Origin of the sequence: Nostoc sp. (assembly GCF_036917815.1) — a bacterium.
GTDB lineage: Bacteria > Cyanobacteriota > Cyanobacteriia > Cyanobacteriales > Nostocaceae > Nostoc.
The window spans coordinates 37,528-62,669 of record NZ_JBALEK010000082.1 but is presented as its reverse complement, the minus strand read 5'-3'; the positions used below and the strand labels follow the sequence as shown (position 1 = coordinate 62,669).

The 25,142-nt window shown below is 41.0% G+C and carries 17 protein-coding genes; 11 read left to right on the top strand and 6 right to left on the bottom strand.

Annotated features, from left to right (window positions below; all coding sequences use genetic code 11):
* Nucleotides 1–276 precede the first annotated feature (276 nt).
* From gyrA to V7K97_RS24625, 3 genes are all read left to right on the top strand, one after another.
* Entirely contained in the window at nucleotides 277–2,823 is a 2,547-nt protein-coding gene (gene gyrA / locus V7K97_RS24635; protein ID WP_334803612.1) for a DNA gyrase subunit A, read from the top strand.
* Between the two features lie 9 nt (nucleotides 2,824–2,832).
* Nucleotides 2,833–3,297 carry a GNAT family N-acetyltransferase gene (locus V7K97_RS24630; RefSeq protein WP_334803611.1) on the top strand — a complete coding sequence of 155 codons (465 nt, stop codon included), beginning with the start codon at nucleotides 2,833–2,835 and terminating at the stop codon, nucleotides 3,295–3,297.
* A 307-nt stretch (nucleotides 3,298–3,604) separates the two neighbouring features.
* On the top strand, nucleotides 3,605–3,790 hold the full coding sequence (locus tag V7K97_RS24625; protein ID WP_069073374.1) for a chlorophyll a/b-binding protein: 186 nt from the start codon (nucleotides 3,605–3,607) through the stop codon (nucleotides 3,788–3,790).
* A 179-nt stretch (nucleotides 3,791–3,969) separates the two neighbouring features.
* Here the strand turns inward: V7K97_RS24625 and rpoD are convergent, their stop codons facing one another.
* Both rpoD and gyrB read right to left on the bottom strand, forming a co-directional pair.
* Nucleotides 3,970–5,139 (bottom strand): RNA polymerase sigma factor RpoD, encoded by a 1,170-nt coding sequence (gene rpoD, locus V7K97_RS24620; RefSeq protein ID WP_196525044.1) that lies wholly within the window; start codon nucleotides 5,137–5,139, stop codon nucleotides 3,970–3,972.
* A 1,942-nt stretch (nucleotides 5,140–7,081) separates the two neighbouring features.
* Entirely contained in the window at nucleotides 7,082–10,324 is a 3,243-nt protein-coding gene (gene gyrB / locus V7K97_RS24615) for a DNA topoisomerase (ATP-hydrolyzing) subunit B (RefSeq protein WP_334803610.1), read from the bottom strand.
* Nucleotides 10,325–10,538: 214 nt separating this feature from the next.
* Between gyrB and miaA the strand changes: the two genes are divergently transcribed.
* Entirely contained in the window at nucleotides 10,539–11,444 is a 906-nt protein-coding gene (gene miaA, locus V7K97_RS24610; RefSeq protein ID WP_334803609.1) for a tRNA (adenosine(37)-N6)-dimethylallyltransferase MiaA, read from the top strand.
* 57 nt (nucleotides 11,445–11,501) lie between these two features.
* Here the strand turns inward: miaA and V7K97_RS24605 are convergent, their stop codons facing one another.
* A complete protein-coding gene (locus V7K97_RS24605) occupies nucleotides 11,502–12,230 on the bottom strand; it encodes a Uma2 family endonuclease (protein WP_334803608.1) in 729 nt (242 codons plus the stop codon).
* 173 nt (nucleotides 12,231–12,403) lie between these two features.
* Between V7K97_RS24605 and V7K97_RS24600 the strand changes: the two genes are divergently transcribed.
* The gene (locus V7K97_RS24600) at nucleotides 12,404–12,787 is read left to right on the top strand and encodes a WG repeat-containing protein (protein WP_334803607.1); all 384 of its coding nucleotides are present in this window, start codon (nucleotides 12,404–12,406) and stop codon (nucleotides 12,785–12,787) included.
* A gap of 41 nt (nucleotides 12,788–12,828) precedes the next feature.
* On the opposite strand, the gene vapB is transcribed toward V7K97_RS24600, so the two are convergent.
* Entirely contained in the window at nucleotides 12,829–13,065 is a 237-nt protein-coding gene (vapB, locus tag V7K97_RS24595) for a type II toxin-antitoxin system VapB family antitoxin (RefSeq protein ID WP_334803606.1), read from the bottom strand.
* Between the two features lie 318 nt (nucleotides 13,066–13,383).
* Here vapB and glcD point away from each other — a divergent pair, with 318 nt between their 5' ends.
* From glcD to V7K97_RS24575, 4 genes are all read left to right on the top strand, one after another.
* Nucleotides 13,384–14,856, top strand: a complete 1,473-nt coding sequence (glcD, locus tag V7K97_RS24590) for a glycolate oxidase subunit GlcD (RefSeq protein ID WP_334803605.1) — start codon at nucleotides 13,384–13,386, stop codon at nucleotides 14,854–14,856.
* Between the two features lie 168 nt (nucleotides 14,857–15,024).
* Nucleotides 15,025–16,263, top strand: coding sequence for a glycoside hydrolase family 10 protein (locus V7K97_RS24585; RefSeq protein WP_334803604.1), 1,239 nt, complete (start codon nucleotides 15,025–15,027; stop codon nucleotides 16,261–16,263).
* Nucleotides 16,264–16,455: 192 nt separating this feature from the next.
* Nucleotides 16,456–17,010 (top strand): hypothetical protein, encoded by a 555-nt coding sequence (locus tag V7K97_RS24580; RefSeq protein WP_334803603.1) that lies wholly within the window; start codon nucleotides 16,456–16,458, stop codon nucleotides 17,008–17,010.
* 895 nt (nucleotides 17,011–17,905) lie between these two features.
* Nucleotides 17,906–18,232 carry a hypothetical protein gene (locus tag V7K97_RS24575; protein WP_334803602.1) on the top strand — a complete coding sequence of 109 codons (327 nt, stop codon included), beginning with the start codon at nucleotides 17,906–17,908 and terminating at the stop codon, nucleotides 18,230–18,232.
* Here V7K97_RS24575 and V7K97_RS24570 read toward each other — a convergent pair.
* The gene (locus V7K97_RS24570) at nucleotides 18,215–20,479 is read right to left on the bottom strand and encodes a glycosyltransferase (RefSeq protein ID WP_334803601.1); all 2,265 of its coding nucleotides are present in this window, start codon (nucleotides 20,477–20,479) and stop codon (nucleotides 18,215–18,217) included. The genes V7K97_RS24575 and V7K97_RS24570 overlap by 18 nt on opposite strands.
* 8 nt (nucleotides 20,480–20,487) lie before the next feature.
* Nucleotides 20,488–22,773, bottom strand: a complete 2,286-nt coding sequence (locus tag V7K97_RS24565) for a glycosyltransferase (protein ID WP_334803600.1) — start codon at nucleotides 22,771–22,773, stop codon at nucleotides 20,488–20,490.
* A gap of 168 nt (nucleotides 22,774–22,941) precedes the next feature.
* On the opposite strand from V7K97_RS24565, the gene V7K97_RS24560 reads away from it, so the two are divergent.
* Together V7K97_RS24560 and V7K97_RS24555 are read left to right on the top strand one after the other, a co-directional pair.
* Nucleotides 22,942–23,730, top strand: coding sequence for an ABC transporter permease (locus V7K97_RS24560; RefSeq protein WP_334803599.1), 789 nt, complete (start codon nucleotides 22,942–22,944; stop codon nucleotides 23,728–23,730).
* A complete protein-coding gene (locus V7K97_RS24555; RefSeq protein ID WP_334803598.1) occupies nucleotides 23,727–25,082 on the top strand; it encodes an ABC transporter ATP-binding protein in 1,356 nt (451 codons plus the stop codon). The genes V7K97_RS24560 and V7K97_RS24555 overlap by 4 nt, the downstream gene beginning before the upstream one ends.
* Nucleotides 25,083–25,142: the final 60 nt, after the last annotated feature.

Here is a 25,142-nt window from a genome sequence, read left to right as displayed (position 1 = left end):
TTCGATTCTCTATCCAGTCCCACAGAATCCATTCTCGATTCTGGCTCCTGAATTCTTCTTCGGTAAGTATCATGGCTACTAAGTTTATGTAGATTATAGTCGTCTGCATCCTTTTTAATAGTCAATTGCATCCTCGCCAGCAAGGATGATACTACTGCTTTTTCTTCTGCGACTATCAAAATATTGCGGATAAGTTTATTTGATCCGTTATGCTGTGGTTGCCGCAGTGTTGAGTTCCATCGGCTTTTGTGTAGTTAAATTTCAGGGAAAAAACTCATGGCAAAACAGTTAAACCTTCTCTCAACGGGACAGGTAATTCCAACAGCCCTGCACACCGAGATGCAACGGTCTTATCTAGAATATGCCATGAGCGTGATTGTCGGGCGAGCGCTACCAGACGTGCGTGATGGCTTAAAACCAGTGCATCGGCGGATTTTGTATGCAATGCACGAACTCGGTTTAGTACCAGATAGACCCTATCGAAAATGTGCCCGTGTAGTGGGTGATGTGTTGGGTAAATACCATCCCCACGGCGACCAATCTGTTTACGATGCTTTAGTCAGGCTAGTGCAGGATTTTTCTAGCCGCTATCCTTTGCTGGCAGGACACGGTAACTTTGGCAGCGTCGATAATGACCCGCCCGCGGCGATGCGCTACACAGAAACGCGCCTCGCACCCATCAGCCATGAGGGAATGTTGACAGAAATTGGTGAAGAAACTGTGGAATTTGTCGGGAATTTCGATAATTCCCAGCAAGAACCAACGGTGCTACCTGCTCAATTGCCGTTTCTGTTACTCAATGGCTGTTCTGGGATTGCTGTGGGAATGGCAACAAATGTTCCACCGCACAACTTGGGGGAAGTGGTCGATGGGTTAATTGCCTTAATCGACAACCCAGAGTTGTCAGATGAGAAGTTATTTGAGCTAATTCCCGGGCCAGACTTTCCCACTGGTGGGGAAATAATGGGTGAAACGGGAATTCGGGAAGCATACACTACAGGTAAAGGTGGAATTTTGCTGCGGGGAGTCGCAACTCTGGAGGAAATTCCAGCCAGTCGGGGAAGCAAGCGCCGGACGGCAATTATCATTACAGAATTGCCTTATCAAGTGAATAAGGCAGCCTGGATTGAGAAGGTAGCGGACTTAGTAAATCAAGGGCGCTTGCAAGGAATTTCTGATCTTCGGGATGAGAGCGATCGCGAAGGAATGCGGGTAGTAATTGAACTCAAACGCGATACCAATCCCCAAGAAATTCTCCAGCATTTATATCACCAAACTGCTTTACAAGTGACTTTTGGGGCAATTCTCCTAGCAATAGTGGATGGACAACCCCGCCAATTAAGTTTGCGTCAACTGTTGCAAGAATTTTTGAGTTTCCGAGAAGAGACGCTGAACCGTCGCTACAATTACGAGTTGGGGAAAGCTCAAAGTCGTGTGCATTTGGTAGAAGGTTTGCTGAAAGCGCTGTCTAATTTGGATGAGGTAATTGAAATTTTACGGCAAGCTGCCGATGGTAGTACGGCAAAAATTAACCTTTGCAGCCAACTAGATTTGAGTGATGTACAAGGTGATGCAATTTTGTCCATGCCATTGCGCCGCCTCACCGGTTTAGAAAAGCAAAATTTGCAGCAAGAATTTGAGCAGATAAGTGAACAAATTAGTTTATTAGAGCAATTACTGAACGATCGCCGGGAATTACTCAAGGCGCTGAAAAAAGATTTGCGATCGCTCAAGCGCAAGTACAACGATCCCCGGCGGACAAAAATTGGAGAGGAGCAAAAATCTAGGGTAGAGGATCAGAAGAACAAAGTCCAGGAAGACAATCCAAAATCCCAAATCCCAAATCCAAAATTAGAACAGCCAGCAGAAGAAGCAGTTTTAGAATTTACCCAACGCGGTTATGTCCGCCGCATCCAGCCATCTGGGAAAAAGTCAAAAAGTGAAAATGGTCTGCACGATAATGACTTTATTATCCAAACTGTGTTGACCAACACCGAGAAAGACTTGCTAATACTAAGCGCTAGCGGCAAAGTCTATCCGGTGAATGTGGGAGAAATTCCCCTAACCACTGGACGTTCTCCACGGGGAAAACCTTTGATTACTATGCTTAGTAGTACTGCTCAAGGCGCTCAAGAAGCTGTGGTCAGCCGCTTTGTGCTGCCAGAAAATCTCGAAACTAGGCAAATGATTCTCTTAACAAAACAAGGAAGAATTAAACGTCTGTCTCTGGAAGAATTTACTAACCTGACTCGGCGCGGAATCACGATTTTGAAGCTCAAAGAGGATGATGAATTGTCGTTTACTCAGTTCACCGCTCCAGGGGAGCATCTGATTTTAGCTAGTTCCGGTGGGCGACTGTTGCGCTTTGCAGTCAATGATGAACAATTACCGGTCATGGGTCGCACGGCGATGGGCTTACAAGCATTTCGGTTACTGAAAAATCAGCAAATGGTTGGCTGTGTGACTGTCGGTAAAGATGACCAACTGCTGCTAGTTACTCAAGAAGGATACGCCAAACGGATGGCTGTAAGTCAGTTGAGAGCGGCTAATCGCGGCGATTTAGGTACGCAAGCGCTGAAATTTGCTAGCAAAACTGACAATTTAGCTGGGATGGTCATGGCGATGCCTTCTCTACGAGACGCTACGCGAACGGCGGGCTACGCCAACGCATCTGGCGAAGTAGCTTTAGTGACGAATAAGGAGCGGGTAGTGCGAATACCTGTGGAAACAGTGCCGATTTTAGGCAAAGATGTCAAAGGTGAAAGCATCCTCCAACTCAACCGCGATGAAAAAATCATCACTGTTGCCGAAGTGCGATCGTAAATTAGGGTGATGTTCAACCTACGACAAGCCAACTTGCAGGACTTAGAGGCGCTGATCCAACTGCGTCTCGAACTCCTGCGGGAGGCTGGGGATATTAAAGGTGACTCTGACACCGCAAACCTAGCAGAAGCAACTCGAAAATATCTTAGCGAAAAAATGCCGTCAGGTGAGTTTTTCGCTTGGGTTGCTGAAGTGGATAATCAAATTGTTGCCACTGGCGGCTTGGTATTTTTTCAACGACCCCCTTACAACGGCAATCTCTCAGGCTTAGAAGCCTACATTATGAACGTTTATACAATTCCGATCTGGCGAGGACAGGGAATTGCGACGGCATTATTAAAGGAAATTATCAGCTTTGTGAGAACAACTGACGCAAAACGCCTCTGGCTTCACACCACTGAGGATGGTAAACATATCTACGATCAGCTTGGTTTTGTCTCGACTTCAAAAGAAATGGAAATTCTCTGCTACTGACCTATATTTTCAATAATTTTTTATTTTAAGATACTAAATCTGCCGGAAAGCAAGCAATGTAAATAAATTACTTGATAATTAATTTTAATAAGACCATATTGTTTATAAAGGTGAAAGTCTAGATAACATTTCTTCTATCTCAGTAAATCTCACTGAAGGCAGATGTTTTAATATGTATAAATAGCTATTCCTATTTATGTCAAGGTATGGAAACAAAAGTATAAAAAATGTTGCCTTTATAAAAATGTTTGTTATATTAGTTTACATAAGGCAATAAACCTTAAGAATTAAATTTGGAGTTCCAACCATGACAAACGCAAGCACAACAAAAGTCACTACTCCTGTAATTGAAGATCGCAATGCTTGGCGTTGGGGCTTTACCCCACAAGCAGAAATTTGGAACGGTCGCTTGGCAATGATTGGCTTTTCAGCAGCCATTTTGGTTGAGGTTTTTTCTGGTCAAGGCTTCCTACATTTTTGGGGTATCCTGTAAGTTTTAATATCCAAGATGACCTATAAATAAAAAAACCTGGAGTGCTAATTCACTACCAGGTTTTTATTTGTTTGTCATTTGTCAGTTGTCCTACCCTGCGGGAAGCCGCTGGTGCGTCTAGGTCATTTGTCTTTTGTTTATTCACTAATGACCAATGACTAATGACAAATGACTATTAACTACCGAATATATTCCTTGAGAACGCTGTTACGATTTGGGTGGCGTAACTTGCGAAGTGCCTTCGCCTCAATTTGACGAATCCGTTCGCGGGTGACGTTGAAAATCTGGCCGATTTCCTCAAGGGTTTTCATCCGACCATCATCCAAGCCGTAACGCAGTCTGAGAACATCCCGTTCACGAGGGCTGAGACTGTCGAGGACTTTTTCAAGGTCTTCGCGCAGAAGATTTTTGGAAACTTGGTCTTCTGGTGTCTCACCATCGGATTCAATAAAATCGCCCAATCGAGAATCTTCTTCTTTACCAATTGGCGTTTCTAGTGAGATGGGTAACTGAGCAGATTTAGCAATGAACCGCAACTTCTCAATGGTCATTTCCATACGAGTGGCGATTTCTTCTTCAGTGGGTTTGCGACCCATTTCTTGAGATAGCAACTTGGTAGTTTTCTTAATCCGAGAAATGGTTTCGTAAAGGTGAACTGGAAGACGAATAGTGCGTGATTGATCTGCGATCGCGCGGGTAATTGCTTGACGAATCCACCATGTAGCGTAGGTAGAAAACTTATAACCTTTCTCATGGTCAAACTTTTCCGCCGCGCGAATCAAACCGAGACTGCCTTCCTGAATTAAATCTTGGAACGACAAACCACGATTCATGTACTTCTTAGCAATTGAAACTACAAGACGGAGGTTAGATTGCACCATCTTGTCTTTCGCTCTGCGACCAACATGGAGGCGATAACGAAAGGCTGGTAGTGGCAGTTGTACTGCTTCTGCCCATTCACTATCTCGAGGATCGCGATCTAACTGCTCACACAGTCTTTCGCGTACCCTCTCCAATTCCAGCAAATCGGCTATCTTCCGCGCCAATTCGATTTCTTCGTCTGCCCGCAACAGCCGAATTCTCCCAATTTCTTGCAAGTAAAGCCGAATTGAATCTTCGGTATAGTGCTTTTTCTTGCTTTGTGTCCGACGACGCGATTTAGCGGCTTTTCCAGACTTTGCGTCGTCCTCATCAGACTGAGGCTCTAAAAATTCCTCGTCACCTTCATCGATGATCAGCAAGTCCTCTTCATCGTCTATTAAGAGTTCTTCTAACTCGAGCTCAGGCTGATTCATTATTTCTAGTTCAGGCTGATATATGCTTTCGAGTACGTTGTTAGCCTGGTTCATGCCGCGTTCCTCATGCTCCTTGCAGAATCAATTACTCAAGATGTGTTTAATGCTCTTTTAAACGAGCCAATTGCCAACCGAAAATAAGCTTTTTGGCAGATTTGCCAGAGATATTTTCGGACGTTTTACGCCTCCCGTTGGAGGTTTTTACTTTAGTTTCAGCAATTACTAAAGGTGACTTGCTCACTTTCGTAAATGTTATATGTGTTGCTATCACATATTGCTTTCAACTAACTGGTCAAAAAAAATACTCGCCTCGATCAAAAAATTTGCCACTCTATACAAATGAGTTCATATTGCTGGCAGATTTTCCTATAAAGACTCTTCCGATTGTAGCCTGTTTCACAGAAATTGCACTCTTTTTGTGTATTAATCATGAATTCATTAAGCAACCTTTAGCCACCTTTACCAAAAAGACATTAAAAACGGGAGTTATACCCTGACATTTTTTTCCACTTTTCGGAATTGCAGTGACGCTCTTATTACATTAGGAAGTAAGTACGCTTGCTCTTGCCGAATTTCATGTATTTTACACAACATTAATTACTTAGAAACAGTGCATTTTATGTTAACTCAGACGAGAAGTTTTAATCTACCCATTTTTACATTTCCTTCATAAATTACGCATTCCTGAGACTAAAGCGGATCTTGACCTTGGGTAAATACAACAACGGTGGTGGTGTTTGCCTTAAAGCAGTTAACCTTCTGCGTACTAGCTAGCTTAACTGAGGAGTTGAGGCTGTGACAGATCGATCTCATGGGAGATCAATTTAGGTTTAACTAATTCGGTCTTATTCACACGTTAGCGCACTGTGGCGATTTCAGCCCTATGAAAGTTGACAAACTCTTCCTATTGTATACAAGGATATTTTAATCAATTCAAAAACAATTTGTCCTGCGAACTCGCCAATATAGTCATATCTTAGGCAAAAGTACATTAGATGCATACGATACAATAGCGATCGCCACAACGCCACATGAAGATATTAACAAGTTTTCAGGCTTATGGTGTGTGCTTCCACTAACCATCGTCTCAAACACAGAGAACTCAGAAGATTACCTGATGATTTGGTTACAAAGCTTTTTTGCGTAACTCAATTGTAAATTTAAATACTTTTATTTCGGTGAGTTTCTGTCATCTTATGATGAATAATCCTCAAAATACTTATTAGTTGCTGTTTGATGTATGATATCCAGTTATTTTCTCAAAGCATAACAAATATGCTTTGAGCTACGTGGGCGAAATTAATCAGCCAGTCAGAGCAAAGAATAATATCTGGACTAAATTTCCAATAAAGTTGGTAGTTTTGCTAAGACTGGAATATTGATTTTTGGTAGAGTATTGACAATAAGCAAATTATATGATTTGTTTCCAAATGAGAAAATAATATTGAACAATGCTAGGACTTACACATTGACAGAGACAGCCAACTGTGAATTACCTCTCGTTACAAGGTTCTGCCTTGTAACGCTGTTGTGGTGGGCTGCTGCCTCCCGTCAAGCAGGCAGCAGCCCACCTTGATCGCATTCCCAGGCAGCAGCCCAGGAACTAGGCAGGGAAAGACTTTTAGTTTAACAAGCTGACTTTTCACATGATGGTCAATGTGTAAAGTGCGTAAGTCCTAAATGCTTTTCCTCCTATGCCTTTGCTCGCTTTCATAACTTTGTGTAGAATGCTGTTAGATAGAGAATTATTAACAATAGTTAATGAATTTATAGATATATTCACTCATCTAACGACATAGCTTGTAGTATGGAAAATACTACAATAAAACATTTATAAATTTTATGGTTTGTCATCAGCCAAAAGACATAGTTTTTAGTCCTGATTTTCCCTATTGAAAACAGCCATAAATTATAAAAAAAGCAATGGATAATAGGTTTTCACCCATTACCCATTACCAAGTTCCCAAATTATCAGAGCAGTGTTGATGAATTGATATTAGATATCTAGATCGGTGAAGTTGAGTTTAGAGCCATAGGTTTCGATGAATTCTCGTCTGGGTGCGACGCGATCGCCCATTAAAATTGTGAAGATGCGATCGGCTTCGGCGGCGTCCTCAATTTCCACTTGCTTCATTTTGCGGGTTTCTGGGTTCATGGTGGTGTCCCAGAGTTGTTGTGGCATCATTTCACCCAAACCTTTGAAGCGTTGGATGGTATAGTTGGCGTTAGCGGGAAATTTGGCGATCGCTTGATTTTTTTCGCGATCGCTATAGCAGTATTCATGATTACGTCCCCGCTCTACTTTAAACAGTGGGGGACAAGCAATATAAATAAAGCCTTGTTCGATGAGCGCTCGCTGATATCGGTAGAAGAATGTTAACAACAAAGTGCGGATGTGCGCTCCATCTACGTCAGCGTCCGTCATGATAACTATGCGGTGATAACGCAGTTGGGTGGAATCGAATTCATCACCTTTAACACCTAAACCAAGTGCTGTAATTAACGATTGGACTTCGTTATTTTTATAGATTTTAGCGTCGTCGGTTTTTTCAATGTTAAGAATTTTACCACGTAGAGGTAAGATTGCTTGAGTGCGGCGATCGCGTCCTTGTTTGGCGCTGTTATGGACAAACACACCACTTGCCAAAGCAAAGTTGTGGGTATGGGGAACTTCAATGTCGTAAACGTCTACCTGTTCTTCTAAATGTTCGATGGAAACAATGCGGTGATTGTAATTGGCTACTGCTTCACCAGCAAGAGCTTGATTACCTTCAAAGTAGCGATCGCAGAATGTATCGAACTTTAACAGAGACTTGTCTCGTGTCTGTAGACGGTAAGCTTGATAAGCATTCAAGTCAAGCACACCTTGCTCAACTTCGATTTGCTTGAGAGCAGCAATAGTTTTGCGATAGTAGGTTTGCTGTAAAGCAGCTTGGCGCTTGGCACGGAATTCAGGTGTCCATTGTTCTTGTGTTTTTTCTCGTCGCCATGCCAACAAAGCCTCATCTTGCCATTGTTGCTTGGCTACAACTGAGTAAGTCTCACGCGCCTGTGGGTTATTAGCAAAATAATTGCGAACTTTTTGAGCTTGAGCTATGCAATTGGTTTCATCATTCCAATAGTTTTGCTGTGCTTGATTGAGATGTTCGCGGTTTTGCTGACGATAAGTTTCGTTATTGTCATAAAACTCTCGCCATTTACCAGTCATATAGGCTTTGTAAGCTTCATCCTCCCACTGCGCCTTTGCCTGTTGTGACAAAATCTGCCGCGTTTGGGGCTGCTGCATTCTTTGGCTCATCTTGGCGCGAAATTCGTTGCTTTGACGAGTTTTGCGGCTCTTTTCAATGACATCTTGCCGATGCAGTGTTTGTTCAATGTGAGCGCGGTGTATTGCTAGATGTGCTTCGGCAGATAACCGATGTAAGTTCGTGGGGTTATTATTATGCTTGTTGAAATCAAGATGATGGCAATGCTCCCCGTCTTGAAGTTGGTAAACATCTAAAGAGCGGTTATACCAATCTGCTATCAAATGAGTAAACAGCCAAGAATCAGAACGTGGACTCCAAACCATTTCATAACCATTAATGGTAATTCCTGGTTTAGTTCTGTCAGATATCTGACGATACAGTGGCATCAAAGAATCATCTGATGTTAATGATGCAGCAGATTTGTAGCTGCGATCGCGCAACATGAAGCGGTGATCGGGTGTGCAAATAATGGTTTCACCGTTATCTAATGTCACCTTCATAACTTCAGCGTTTGCCTTAGTCATCCGAGGATTGATAATACGTTCTACGCCGATAGTACCGTCATCACGGATGGTGTAGCAAAAATGCTCTTTACCCATCGCTTGTTCAGCGACAATTTCTTTAAAACTGAGCGATCGCCCATCAACCAGTGCTACAAGTGTATCACCATGAAAACATCCGCCGGCTGAGTCCCCTTCCACGATGAATATCTCTGATTCGCTAGGGTCACGAGAACTGCAATCTGCCAATTTACCAGGTAATGGCGAAGATTCCAGCACCGATTTGCGCCGAACTAATTCCCGCGCATGACGGGCTGCTTCTGCGGCTTTGAAAGCTTGGATCGCTTTATCTAAAATTGAGTCTGCTATGGCAGGATGAAATTCTAGATACTCAGTGAGAACTTCTCCCACCAGAGAGTCAACAATTCCCCGCACTTCGGTATTACCGAGTTTGGTTTTGGTTTGTCCTTCAAATTCTGGATCTGGGACTTTAACGGAAATAACGGCTGTCAAACCTTCGCGGACGTGTTCGCCACTGAGGTTAGTTTCATTCTCTTTAATTTTATTGCGCTTGCGAGCGATCGTATTTAATGTCCGAGTCAGAACCGCCTTTAACCCTTCTAAGTGCGTACCACCATCTACCGTGCGAATATTGTTAGCAAAACCTAGTACATTATCCGTATAAGCATCAGTACACCATTGCAACGAAACTTCCACTTGTACGTTGTTCCGTTCCCCCTGCACATAGATAATTTCTTCATGCAAAGGCTGCTTTTCGCGGTTCATGTAGGCGATATATTCTTTAATACCACCCTTGTAATCGTAGGATTCTACCTTGGGTGTATCGCTTTTTAGTAGTTCCAGACGGTGGTCAGTAAAGGTAATTTTGACACCTGCATTCAGATACGCCAATTCCCGTAGGCGACCTGATAAAGTGATATAATCAAACTCAATGCTAACAGTGAAGATTTGGGTATCTGGTTTAAAAGTAACAGAAGTTCCGGTTCTAGCTTCTTTGTAAGGCTTGACTTGTAGTTCGGTAACTGGTATACCCCGTTCATAGCGCTGGAGATAAACTTTTTTATCTCGCCAAACTGTAACTTCTACAACCTCAGATAGGGCATTAACAACAGAAATACCAACACCGTGTAATCCTCCAGAAACTTTGTAGCCACCGCCGCCAAACTTACCTCCGGCGTGTAGCACTGTCATCACGGTTTCCAAAGCCGATTTCCCGGTGCGCGAGTGAGTATCGACGGGAATACCGCGACCATCATCTGTTACAGTCACGGAACCATCAGCGTTGATATCCACCTCTATATGGGTGCAATGACCCGCCAAAGCCTCATCAATTGAATTGTCCACCACCTCGTAAACTAAATGGTGGAGTCCTCGCGGTCCAGTAGTACCGATGTACATTCCTGGTCTTTTGCGGACGGCTTCCAGACCTTCCAGAACTTGAATCTGATCGGCACTGTAACTGCTCGTCATGTAAACTCTCCTGATGCGTGGGGTTTAAGTCGCCAAAAGGCGAACGAAAGCAAAAACACTCCAAAATTCTAACACAAAAGCCTTGTTAGCGTCTGTAGGGCATTTTCAAGAGAAGTTTATACTAGGGTTGCAGTCCTGTTGGAAACGTGAGAAGTGGGGGATGAGGAGGATGAGGAGGATGAGGGGGATGAGGGAGATGGGGAAGAAATGACTAATGACTAAATTAATTGTGATTTGTGGGGCGACAGCAACGGGGAAATCGGGTTTGGCTTTGGCTTTGGCGATGCGGTTGGGTTCTGTAATTCTGAGTGCTGATTCTCGTCAAGTTTATCGTGAGTTTGATATTGGGACGGCGAAACCAACTTTGGCTGAACAAAAATTGGTGCGGCACTATTTAATAGATATCTGCGATCCAACAGACATAATGACAGTAGCAGACTACCAGGAACAAACACAAGCCTTAATTGCTTCAGTTGGTGTTACGCCACTGTTGCTAGTTGGTGGTACGGGTTTATACATCCGTTCCATTGTCCAAGGGATGAAAATTCCGAGAGTTGCACCGCATAAAGAATTGCGATCGCAGCTGGAATCTATCGGACAACCCCAACTCTACGCAATTCTACAACAAGTTGATCCAGTTGCGGCACAAAAAATTCATGGCAATGACTCAGTGCGAACTTTACGAGCATTAGAGGTATTTTACGTCACTGGATATCCAATTTCAGAACAGCAAGGGGAAAATCCACCCGATTATCCGATTTTGCAAATTGGTTTAGATTGCGATGTTGAAAAGTTAGGCGCTCGGATTCAACAGCGTACTGAGGAAATGATAGCAAATGCTTTGGTTGCTGAGGTGGAGAATCTTTGTCAAAAATATGGCGCTGATTTGTCTTTGTTGAATACTTTAGGCTATCAAGAAATTAAGCAATATTTGGCTGGGGATATTTCCTTGGATGAAGCGAAAGAATTAACAATTTTGCATACCCGACAATTTGCCAAGCGACAACGCACTTGGTTTCGAGGATACCCGCAAATTGAATGGTTTGATGCCGATGATTCTGATTTATTAGAGAAGGTTTGGCATCGGATAAATGAGTTTATAACTTGTACAAGCTCGTGATAATTTTTGGCTCATGCAAAGACGCAAAGTTTTTTTTGCGTCTTTACAACCATTGTCCTATAGAGTGTCTGGATCTACGCCCATAGCCCGTAGCCTTTCTGCTAGGATTTTGGCGCGTTGTTCGGCTTGGGAAGCGCGTTGTTCGGACTGGGAAGCTCGTTGTTCGGACTGGGAAGCTCGTTCATCTCCAGTCAGCAAAACAGTACCATCTTGGTAGCACCAGCGTAACCAAGTATCCTGTCTATCTTCAAATTTGCCTTCCCACAAAGTGACGCCTAAACCAACTTGTTCTAACCAAATTTCTGAAGTTTCAAAGTAGCGTGTTCCCCTAAGTTCATAAACGCGCAGGACTTTTTCTCCTAATTGCTGATTTGGGTCATATACGATGTAGTAACTAGCCCGCATATGTTCATAAATTTTCAGCTTTTTGCCCAGTTCATCACCTTCTTTATTAGAAACAATTTCGAGAACAACTTCTGGAGGTTTGCCAAAACGCCAAACCATATAACAACGATTTTGTTTTTCCCACCAATTTTCAGGCATTTGAACATCGAAGCTGAGAAAAACGTCGGGTACAATTGCCGGTTGTCCGTCTGTATGGTAAACTCCGACATTCGCTGCTGCTAAAAAAGTCTGGCTTTGTAGAGAACTATAAAGAGAGCCAACCAACAGGCGTTGTTGTTTTTCCGAAGCAAAATTGTCCACAGGTGTATCATCTTCAGTGACTAGCTGGTTGGCATCTGGCACATAGTAATCATCATTATTGATTAGAACTTCCTGAACCATGATTTTATCCAGTATTTGAGAGCGTTATTTCTAGGTTAGTTGATTGGCGATGAAAGGCTGCGATTACAGATTGTCTACTTGTATTCACAACCTCATTTCGATGGAATATGTGTCAAAATATACTTTATATCTTATTATATAACACCAAGGCAATTATCAGGTAAGTAAGCTTAATGAATAACAACTTAGAACCATTCCAGATAGACAACAAGTGGGGCTACAAAGACCAGAAAAGACTGGAAGTTATAGAACCCAAGTTTGATTATGCTCGTAACTTTTCCGAAGGGCTGGCAGTAGTCAAAATTAATGACAAGTGGGCTTATATCAACCAGACAGGGGGTGAGGTTATCCCATTCTGGTTTGATAAAGCAGATAGCTTTTCCGAAGGGCTAGCACGGGTCAAAGTTGGTTCCAAGTGGGGCTATATCGACAAGAAAGGGCAAGTGTTTATCCAGCCACAGTTTAATGAAGCTGACAACTTTTCCAATGGTATGGCAAGGGTCAAGGTTGATGAGGATGAACGCTATATTGATGTGATGGGAGATTTTATGTGGTAAGCCGATAAAAGGTGATTTGATGATGGCATCGTTTAACAGTTTCATTCCTCACTTTCACCTAACCAAAATTCATCAGGTAAAGGGTCATTAAAATCATCACTTATCCAAATCTTACCTTGGTTTAAACCTAATACCCGTTTCTGATGTGGTTGTTGGGGTTGAGCATATTTTTGTGCGAGAAATTCCACAAAATCTAGCACCTGTTGTTGCTGTTCGGGTGCTAGGGTTTGCAGCTTGGCAATTAATTTTGAGGTGGAATCTAAAACTTGGTAAGTCATTTCACCCTCTCCTGTTCAATTTCTCACTCTATTAGGACTTACGCAAAATATCTCTCAAACTCTGATTTCTCCGTGCCCTCTGTGCCTCTGCGGTTCGTTATTCCGTAACTAATGCGTAAGTCCTATCTATGTTACTTTAACCCCATAATTAACAGAATATTGGATTTTACCATCATTCAATACCCTTGTTAAGTGCCTACTCAAATCATGCGATCGCCTTTTACTCACTCTTAGCTGCTATTTTTGCAACAATAGTAATTAAAGCGTTGGAAAAAAGCCTGCAATCCGCCATACATCTACCTTGAACTTGAAAAAACTATGCTTACCCAAGATAAAAAACAACTTAACTGGAAACCCATTATCAAAGCATTCGAGGCTGTCCTGGGCAAAAATGGTGTGGTGCAACGCCGCGAAGAACTGATTACCTATGAATGCGATGGTTTAACTGGCTATCGCCAACGTCCGGCTGTGGTGGTGTTACCCAGAACTACAGAACAAGTTGCCCAAGTCGTGAAGATATGCAATCAGTATTCTATACCCTTCATTGCACGCGGTTCTGGCACTGGTCTATCTGGCGGCGCTTTGCCAGTGAAAGACTCTGTTTTAATTGTAACCTCGTTAATGCGGCAAATCCTCAGCATTGATTTGGAAAATCAACGCACAGTTGTACAACCAGGGGTGATTAATAGTTGGGTAACACAAGCTGTTAGTGGTGCTGGATTTTACTACGCTCCTGATCCTTCCAGTCAAATTATCTGCTCTATTGGGGGCAACATTGCCGAAAATTCTGGCGGCGTACATTGTCTCAAATATGGTGTCACCACTAACCACGTTTTAGGGTTAAAAATTGTCACGCCATCAGGTGAAATTATCGATTTAGGTGGACAAATCCCAGAAATGCCTGGTTATGATTTAACAGGTGTTTTTGTTGGTTCTGAAGGCACTTTAGGAATTGCTACAGAAATTACTTTGCGAATTCTCAAAAGTGCAGAATCAATTTGTGTGCTGTTGGCAGATTTTACTAGCATTGAAGCTGCCGGCGCAACTGTTTCTGATATCATCAGCGCCGGAATTATTCCTGGTGGTATGGAAATGATGGATAATTTCAGCATCAATGCAGTTGAAGATGTTGTCGCAACTAATTGTTATCCCCGCGATGCTACTGCTATTTTACTAATAGAAATTGACGGTTTAGAAGTGGAAGTTGCAGGCAATAAACAGCGAGTTACCGAAATTTGTAAAAAGAATGGTGCGCGTAATGTCACTTCTGCTACTGACCCAGAAACTCGATTGAAATTATGGAAAGGACGCAAGGCGGCTTTTGCTGCGGCTGGGCATTTAAGTCCAGATTATTATGTACAAGATGGTGTAATTCCCCGGACTCAGTTGCCTTATGTTCTGCATGAGATTGAGGCATTAAGTAAACAATACGGTTATCGAGTTGCTAATGTATTTCATGCTGGCGATGGCAATCTTCATCCCCTAATTCTTTTTGATAATTCGGTGACGGGAGCATTAGAGCAAGTAGAGGAAATGGGTGGAAAAATCCTCAAACTTTGTGTCCAAGTCGGTGGTAGTATTTCTGGTGAACATGGCATCGGTGCAGAGAAAAAGTGCTATATGCCGCAGATGTTTAGTCCAGTTGATTTAGAAACGATGCAATGGGTGCGGCAAGTTTTTAATCCTAAAGGGTTAGCAAATCCTGAGAAGATATTCCCCACACCACGGACTTGTGGAGAAGCCGCAAATGCATCGGCACTCAAGCAATTTGAAGGTGTGGAAAGATTCTAGTACAGACGCGATTAATCTCGTCTGTACAGGAGTTAGGAGGAGAGACGCGATTAATCGCGTCTCTACTGACTCCTGAATTCTGAATCATCATTTCTTTACATGATCCGGAGAATTGTAACTTTATTTTGTAGTTATATATATTCCGATCGCACTAGGTCAAATTTACAAATGAATCGGGTTGCTCGCTGTTGTATTTCTTACTTGATTTGTTTGGGCTTAGTAGTCGCTTTAGCAGTTTTTTTACCCTCTTCACTGCCAGTTTATTCCCAAAAAACAAGTCCTTTAACTACAGAAATTCGCGGCGTTTGGATCACTAATGTTGCTAGTGGTGTACTATTTTTCCCTTGGGGTATTAACCGTGCTATAAATCAATTGTCGGCTTTGAAGTTTAATACTATTTATCCTGTAGTTTGGAACCGAGGACATACTTTTTATAAAAGTCCTGTAGCCAAAATGACTATAGGCTCTGATACTCAACTTTTGCTCAACTTCATGCACGGTGGACAGGATATTTTAGCAAAGATAGTAACACTTGCTAAAAAGAAAGATTTGAGAGTTATTCCCTGGTTTGAATACGGGTTCATGACACCCCATTATTCACAATTAGCAAGGCGTTATCCTGACTGGCTAACAATTGGCCAAGAAGGTATAAATTCTATTCAAGATGCCCCACCAGAAGAAATTGACAATGTTTTGGTGAGTCACCAGGCTTGGTTGAATCCTTTACATCCACAAGTGCAAAAGTTTATCCAAGGGTTAATTTTAGAAGTAGTCAGGGATTATGATGTGGATGGTATTCAGTTTGACGACCATTTTGGGATGCCTGTACAGTTTGGCTACGATCGCTTCACTATCAAACTCTACCAGCAAGAACATCAAGGCAAAAGTCCCCCTAGTGACGCTTTTAACCCAGAATGGATGCGTTGGCGAGCAGATAAAATTACTGATTTCATGGCAGAAATCTATCTAGCTGTCAAGGCGGTTAAACCTAATGTCAAAATTTCTTTGTCCCCTAACTATCAAGCTTTTGCCTACAGATACTATTTGCAAGATTGGGAAACTTGGGTAAAAAAAGGTTTAGTTAATGAGTTAGTTTTGCAGGTATATCGAAATGATCAAAACTCTTTTATCGCTCAACTAGAACAACCATCTGTAAAATTGGCTCAAAGTTTAATTCCTGTAGAAATTGGTATATCAACGGGAACAGTAGGTAATCCGGTGAAAATTGCCCAAATTAGAGAACAGGTTCAGGCGGTGCGCGATCGCAATTTTGACGGTATTTCCTTTTTCTACTGGGAAAGTCTGTGGGGTTACATCGTACCTGAATCACCCCAACAGCGACGCAAAGCTTTTTTTGAGATGTTTAATGCTAAAGCTGTCAGACTATCACAACCAAAGAAACTTTGATGTCATTGGTATTTGCCTGCGATCGCTTCATTTGTTAAATAGACCTCTTGCAAAGTCCCCTAACACCCCACCCCCAACCCCTCCCCGCTTGCGGGGAGGGGTTCTTTTTTTTGATTTATGCAAGAAGTCTAATGCGTAATTTGATACTCAAACAGGGTATTACAAATAAGTACCTTAGATGAAATATCAAAGATGATTTTAAGCTTGAGAAATATCAGTGCTGTATCTACCGTATTTTTATTAGTCAGCGTTAGCAGCTTTCATAAGTCAGCCATAGCTACTATAAACAATCAGTCCCAACTGATTGCACAGCAGAGTAAAATCCAGTCACACCCAGTTTTTAAATCTATTCTGCCTAAATTAAAGCAAAAGACTCAGATTCGGATTCTCTTACCGAAGTTTATTCCTGAGTCGGATGGGGAAAATCCAATTTACGCAATTATAGAAGCTGCTACGCAAAAAAAATATGATATTTTACTGGATTTCACTCCCGACTGCTATGGTGCTTCTGCCTGTCATTTGGGCGTTGTTTCTGCTGAAGCTGTAACTCGCAAAACACCCCGTCTGAGTGGTAAAGCTGTATCCTTAGCTAAGGGAATCACTGGCTATTTTGTAGATTTTACTTGTGGCGCTGGTTGTTCAGATGCTACCTTGACTTGGAGAGAACAGGGTGTGCAATATGTTGTTGGGTTGAAAGCAGGCGATCGCACTTCTTTGATAAAAATGGCGAATTCTGCAATTAACTAATTCTGTGGATTCAAGTTTCATCACAAATAACAATCGGCAAGTTTTGTGGCGAGATCTGTCTTGCAAAGTTGCTCCTCTTCTCCCTTGGCGCTAGTACAAGAAGGCAAAAGTAAAAAGAAAGAATGCTTATTTTGTAGGCTTTCTGGCTATTTAAAATGGTTGCTTTATTTACGCCGTGTCGTACTAGCCTCTCCCTTTGGGAGAAGGGGAGATGCTAAAAGCGATAGCGCCGGCGGCAAGCGAGTCCGCGTTCGCTTTTAGCGTCTCGTAGAGAGCGTCTGGGGAGACCCCAAGACCGCAGTGGCTCGCCTTAAAAAGGGGGACTTTGATTCTGGTTCCCCCCTTTTTAAGGGCAGGGCTGTTTCATTCCCTAAAAGGCTCTGATTTACAAGCGTTTCAAGCAAAAAAGTCAGGTAACTAAAAAATCTGATTGGGCAAGAAAGTCGCGTAGGCGTAGCCCGTCGTAGACATCGCACTGAAATTTACTCGTTGAGGTGGTAGCTTTTCGATGACCAAATCAAGCAAATTTCTGACTCATACTCTTGACAAAATCTCTAAGAGATCGAATGAAACAGCCCTGCCTTTTTAAGGGGGGTTAAGCAGGGTGGTTTCATACAACCAGAGAAAAACTAAAACCGGGTTTCAAAGCCTCTCTCCGCATCGGGGAGAGGTTTGGAGAGGGGTCAGAATCTATGGTTCTAAACGAGAAGTAAAGCAATACCTTCCCACTAACGAGAAAGCACCAGCAATTTTGGCGGCGGTGATTGAAATTCTGGGGTGAAACTTATAGCCACTCTTTTTGAGTGGCTATTTTTGGATATCCGCTCAGTAAGTAGGGGCAAGGAGAAAAAAGAAGAAGGAAGATTAGTACACCTTGAGAGGTAGAATATGACACATGACGCAAAAAACATCTTCAGAGAAATTAGTGTCGGGGTTACTGCAATCGATTGAGCCAAAGGAAATTGCAGACTCAGGAGTGCGTCAAACAGTAGAGTTGTTACTGAATCTGATAAAAGTTAAATATTATGCTCAGATGGCGATTGAGCGGTTTGAATCTGGGGTGGAGTCAGTTAAAGAATTACTCAGTACACTAACGAGTGATGAGCGGTGGGGCGTGATGCTGGAGTTTGACGTGAGTCCACCACACGGAAACTACAAAGGCATGAGCTATGGTCAATTGAGTGTATTGTTAAAGTACAAGAGATCAACGCCAGGTACGTAGAAGGGATTTTCCCACTAGCAGCGACCTGTTTAATATTAAAGATATGCCCCCATCGCTGTACACCTTCTTAAGCTTATTAGTCACAAGAGAAAGTATTTCCATACCCGTCATATTAACATTAAGTTCAACTGTGTTTTGTGAAGGATTATCCCACAGCCAAGACGCACCATTTTGATTTAGTAAATGATAAATCTCTGCCCCATAATCTTGGTATAGCTGAGGATGTTCTTCAGCAATTAACTCATAAAGATAAAGCAGTTGTTCGCGGTTACTATTTTGCAAACGGGAATCAGAACGAATGCGATAAAAATAGTGTAGTTCAGGAATTACAACTCCCAGCCAACCTTTTTCGCACATATTAACCCAGCATTCGTAATCTTCTAAATTCTCTGCCAACACAGATTTCATGCCACCAGCAGCAAGGTAAGCAGCCTTTCGCACCACAGTACAAACGCCAAGAGTGTTGTGACAAAGTAGATAAGGAAATTCCGTATTCCAAGCCACCCAAACTTTTTCGGAATTACCAAACTCTTTAATCCAAGAAGCAACAAAACCTACATTTTGGTATTGCTTTAAAACCTTTGCTGCTTGTGTATAAAAAGTTGGAGAAATTTGATCATCCGCATCCAGAAAAGCAATGTATTCACCACTAGCTATCTCTGCCATTTTATTTCTCGCTGTGGCTACACCAAGATTTTTGGAGTGAATAATTTTCAGGTTACTATGTGTTTGCTCGATAACTGCTAGAGTTTCGAGACTCTTTTTCTCTGTACTACCATCGTTGAAAATAATCACTTCTAAGTCAGGATAAGTTGAGGCAAATACAGAGTTGAGCGTTTCACCTATGTAGTGACCACAGTTGTAGAACGGAATGCAAATAGATATTCTACCTTTGATGCTTATATCTATATCTATATCTACAACTAAAGATGAGGGATAAGAAACTTTGCCGTGAGGTAGATAGTTTAAAGAGGGAAAAATATTTCTATCTTCATGCTGCCCAATAACTTTTTTCAAATGTGCTATCCGTTTTGACAATACATTTTCCGGGGCAGAAATTTTCAAAATTAAAGTCCGAGCTTTTGACCCTAGCTCTAAAATTTCAGTTGTTGAATAACTGAGAACCTGGTTTAATTTATTAGCGAAATCATTACTGTTCTGCCAATCAAAAATTAAACCTCCTTGCATTGCTGCTGTTTGTAACATTTCTACATGACCAACAGCAGATGAGGCTAGAATCGCTTTACCTAAGAGCATAGACTCCAAGCAAGTATTAGGAAAATTTTCCCAGAGAGAGGGAAGAACTACGCACCATGCTTTCTTCAGTCTTTCATATAGTTGTGCCTGGGGTAGAGGTGAAGAAATTATTAGTTTACCTGAATTAATATATTGACGATATTTTTCTGTTAAATAAGCTTTCATATAACAGCCTTGGAGGTGATACCAAGTATCGCCACCAATGGCTGTAAGTTGAAAATTTATGCCTGCATCCCATAACTGACTGCAAGCTTCTAACAAGGGGATAATACCTTTTCTAACTTCTAACCTACCGAAGTAAACTATATCTCCCGGCGTGGGTAAGGATAATGGTAATTGCTCTTTATGTAAAAGTTTCTGAGGTGCTGGTAAAGGGATAATTTCAATATCGAGATCAGGATTTAAAGTTGTTTTTACCTGCTGGGCAATATACTGAGTAGGAGCGAAAATTCCATCAGCAGCGAGAATGCAAAACTTTTCCATTCTTCCTACCCAGTAATCACAAAGATGATAACTAGGCATTTTGTCAGGAGGATAAAGCAGATATTGAGGACTATGTAGGTTGAGAACTATCGGTACTCTTTGTAGTTCTGGACAGCCTAATAACTTTTTTTGCAGTAAAAAATAAGCAATCCCGCTATAGTCTTCGCTCTCAATAATATCTGGTTGGGCATGAGTGCGAATATAATTAATGACTTCCTCTGCTAACTGATAGCTGATTGCCCCCCAGTAACCCATGACGTTATGTGGGAAGGCTGGATGAGTTTCAGAACGTGGATGAGCTTTTGTAGAATTTAATAAATAAGTATCTTTAGGAACTATTTTAATAATTTTCAGCTTGTTTTTTTCTTCAATTCCTGTTTGAGGACTGCGGGCAAAAACAGTGATGTCATGTCCAGCATCAGAAAACATCGCCGCCATATTGCCGACATAGGTAGCAATCCCACCAGGAACTGGAGGACATTCACTAGCAATCAAAAATATCTTCATATATATATTTAGATTTCCTCTTCTTGAGTCAAACGAAGCGATCGCTTAAGTTTAAACCACTGTGTTCTGAACTTCCAGAACTTGGATGATTCCATCGCTCGTTTTTTCCAAGCTAATTCGTGTCTTTCTTGTTCGAGTTGATGTGTTTGTCTCTCTAAGTGACGCTTTTCCTGCCATAAATGGCTTAAAGCTTGTTCTTGATGCAAGTATTCTAGGGCAAGAAGTAGCATTTCTTCAGCTAAAGCCAGATTAATGATTGGTTTGGCTCTGGTTGGACATGAAGCGATCGCCTCAGTAAATAGGGTATCCATGCGTTCAACCATCTGATCTAAGGAAAATAGTTCAACGACTCGTTGCCGCGCGTAGTAACCGATTTTACAACGCAACTCGCTATCTTGAATTAAAGGAATTAATGCTTTCAGGTATGACTCGACTTCGCTGACCTCGTTTTCTGCTTTAGGAACTAAAAACCCAGTTCCAGGTATAACTAATTCTGCTTGTCCTCCAACATCTGAAGCAACGACTGGTAATTGCATAGACATTGCTTCGTAAATCACCAGAGAAATCCCTTCATAAGCTGATGGGAGTAACAAGATGTCGGTTGCACAATAAATGCCAAGCATTTCTTCAGGATTAATAGCAGGCAATATATGAAAGTGTGAATTTAAACCAAAGTGACTAATTTTTGCCTGCATTTCCGGCAACAAATGACCATTACCCACAACAATTGTCGAGACGTTGAAAGAGCGATTAATTAGTTCTTGAACAATCTCAATTAAAAGTAGAGGACGTTTCTGTTCTACTAACCTTGCCGGAAATAGGATTACAACTGACTCATGAGGAATTTTCAGTTGCGATCGCACTTGGTCACGTTTCTTTTTATCCTGCACCCATTTATTAGTATCAAGATTAATATAACTAACTTGCAATTTCTCAGTAGTTTGCGGATTCAGACATCGATAATATTCCGCAAGGTGACGAGAAGACACGATTTGCAAGTCCAAAAATTGGCTAAATTTACACGAAAGACGTGGATATCCACATCCACGCCAACCTGGATCTATAGTATGAGTAAAGTCAATAAAAGCGATATCAGGAAATTCGTGACGCAGTAAGGGTAAGAAGTAATAAGCAATGTAAGAATTAGAAATAAAGACAATATCAATTTTACGTGATTGAATAATATATTTAGTAAAGTCTAACCAGTCACTATCTTGTAAAAAATTGGGCAAATGAAATATATCTGATGTAACTGCATAAAAATGTTTCTGCCAAGGATGCTCTGATTTGGAAGTTGTAACAATAGTCAGATCATAACCACGATTCGTTAATAGAGTCACTAAATCGATATTAAATTTGTCAGCACCACCAACTTCTAAGTGAGGGAAAAAGCAAAGTATGTACTTGCTGGAGTAGTCTTTTTCAAGAGGATTAATAATATCTATTTTCGGGAAGCGGGAACCCGAAGTAAAGTTATATCGTTGGATACTGATATCGGGAAGATAATTTTGATGAAAAAAATCTTGATAGCGAGACTGAATTAATTCTGTGACTCGTCTTTCTTCTGTAACGTTTGCTTTAGAAATTGTTAGTAAACCAGAATCAACCCGACGGTAGCAATCTAAGTATTCAGGTATTGTCCAACCTTTTTGATTGTTAGCTATGGCTTTGAGCCATCTTTCCCAATCTTCGTAAAATCTCAGATTTTCATCAAATCCCCCCAGACAGTCGAAGTCTGACTTGCGATAAAGTAATCTACCTGTAACCCAATTTTGGTGAATAAATTGCGAGGGTTTATTAAAGCCGTGAGTCCACCAATATTCTTGAGCTTGAAAACCAACTGAGTAGGAGTTAACAAAGGAAAATTCTCGATGAGTTTCCAAAAATAGCACGCACTTCTCTATATAAGTAGGATCAATCAGGTCATCTAAATCCATGAAAAATAAGTACTTACCAGTTGCATAGGTAATGGCTGTGTTCCTACCTGCTGCTAGTCCTTTGTTAGTATGATGCTGCAAGGTTTTAATTTTTCCGTATCTCTTGGGTAAAGATTGAAATAAAACGCACGCTTCTGGTTCGGTAGAGCAGTCATCAACAATTATCCATTCAAAATTTTGGAATGTCTGATTGATTATAGATTTATAAGTGGCTTCAAAATACTTATGGGCGTTAAAGAATGAAGAAATAATGGATACAACTGGTTGCTGATATACTGGACTAGAAAATTTACATTTTCTCGTTTGCAGTACATTGATAAATTCGCTGACAGCAGGGAAAGGTGTAACTGTAGACATAAAATAAGCAAACTGCTAGTGTTTACCTTGATTGTTAGTTGCTTACTTGCCTTGGAATTAAGTTCCAATGCTAATAGCCCAAGTGCGTTTCAACACACTAAGTTCAAAATGATACTTTACAAACATCATTTGGCAAGCAATCTTAAAAATTATATACAATTGCCAGGTATGAAAAATTACTTGTTTTTTAATAATCTTTACAAATATCGGCGCTACATTTTTTACAACGCTTGGTATGAATTGCGTTATCGCTATGCTGGTACGGGTATAGGTATCCTTTGGAACATTATTAATCCTCTGTGCGAAATTCTCATTTACACAGTTGTATTTTCTTTACTACTTTCTCATGGTGCGCGGGGGAGTTCTTACGCTTTATATCTTATGGCTGGACTGCTACCTTGGCGGACATTTGCGGAAACTATTGCGAGTGGTAGCAATGCTTTTGTACAAAATTCTATTTATCTGCGACGTTTAGCAATTCCTTCTGAGGTTTTTGTGGCTAAAGTCACTTTAACTTCGCTATTTCTGCTGTTTATTTACCTAGCTTTAGTGCTTCCTGTTGGTATTTTGTTAGGTGGGCATCTAGGTTTTGGAATATTGTTATTACCAGTGTTGGGAGTAATTTTAGAAGGCTTAGGTTTTGGTATGGGGTTAATTTTAGCTAATTTGCAAACACTTTTTCCCGATGTCAAGCATATTTTACAATTTGTAATTCCCTTATGGAGTTGGATGATACCTATTTTTTATCCAGAATCTATTATTCCCAAAAATATCTTACCTTGGCTTTATCTGAATCCACCCTATGCATATATTGAGTCAGTTCGCAATATCATTTTAGAAAATCAACTGCCAGGATTTCATGTTTGGCTAATTATGCTTGGGTGGCTAGCTTTATTTGTTTGGTTAGGTAATATTGTCAATCAAAAACTCCAAGATGAGATTAGAGATGTGATATGAGTGATGATATTATTTTACAGGTGAATAATTTAAGTAAATGTTTTAAGATTTATCCAAATCCCTGGCATCGTGCTAAAGAATGGTTAAGTTTGAGAAACAACACTTATCATCAGCCTTTTTGGTCGTTGAAAGATGTGTCTTTTACAGTGCGTAAAGGCGATTTCTTTGGCATTATTGGGGAAAATGGAGCGGGTAAAAGTACATTATTAAAAATAATTACTGGGGTGTTGAAGCCAACATCAGGAAGTTATCAATTAAATGGTAAAGTTCTCTCACTGCTAGAATTAGGAACTGATTTTAATCCCGAACTTAGTGGACGAGGAAATGCAATTTACAGCGCTGAATTGTTGGGATTTCCCCAAGGATATGTCCAAGAACGAATAAAAGAAATTGAGGAATTTTCGGAATTGGGAGATTTTTTTGACCGTCCCATGAAGTTGTATTCTTCTGGAATGAAGACAAGATTAGCTTTTTCTTTATTTGCGTTTTTGGAATGTGATGTTCTGATTTTAGATGAAGTTTTAGCAGTTGGAGATATTTTCTTTCAACAGAAATGCTATGCCCGTCTTGAGGAACTGATAGCAAAGCAGATTACGATTATTTTAGTGACTCACCAGTTAGCATCAGTACAACAATATTGTAAAGAGGTGATTTTGCTGCATCATGGAGAAAAAATATTTCAAGGAGAATCGATGAAAGGTATTATTAAGTTCCATCAACTAAAGATGGGTTTAGTTAATAATGTTTCTCCGCCTGTTCTTCAAGAAAAGGTAGAAGTACCTTTAGAAACACCAGATGATTTTTTTTGGCCTGCTGATGAAGTTTTTATTCCCGTTTCTTTTCCCCAGGCGAATTATGCTCAACTAATTAGTTACGCTATTTGTAACGTTAAGGGCGAGGGTTGCGTCAATTTTTTGCAAGGTGAACAAGCTTACTTATGCTGCGAGTTTCAACTGAAAGAGAGTATTGCTGTACCCATTGTAGCTGTATTCATTACTAATAAATTTAATGTCCGAGTTCATGTAAAAACTTCATTTCAACATAAAGTTAGCGTTCCTAATCAAGTTAATAAAGGGGATTATGTGCGTTTTTGTCGCAGTATAAACCTCAATATAGCTCCAGATGAATATGTTCTCGGTTTTGGTTTAGCCACCATGAACCCTAATGATTATGCACGTTTAGATGAACTTCCACAAGCGGAATTTAACAGCCGCATTCAGATTTGCGATCTTTATGAAAAAGTGGGTGTTTTTTATGTTACGTCTCATTATAGTAACAATCATCACTCTCATTTTGGATTGTGTAATTTGCCGGGAAAGGGGCAAATTCAAGTTATTACAAGCTCAAAGTAGTAATAAGCGATCGCTCCCCCATTACTTTTCACTTTAGTTGGCAAAAATTACTTTAAAATT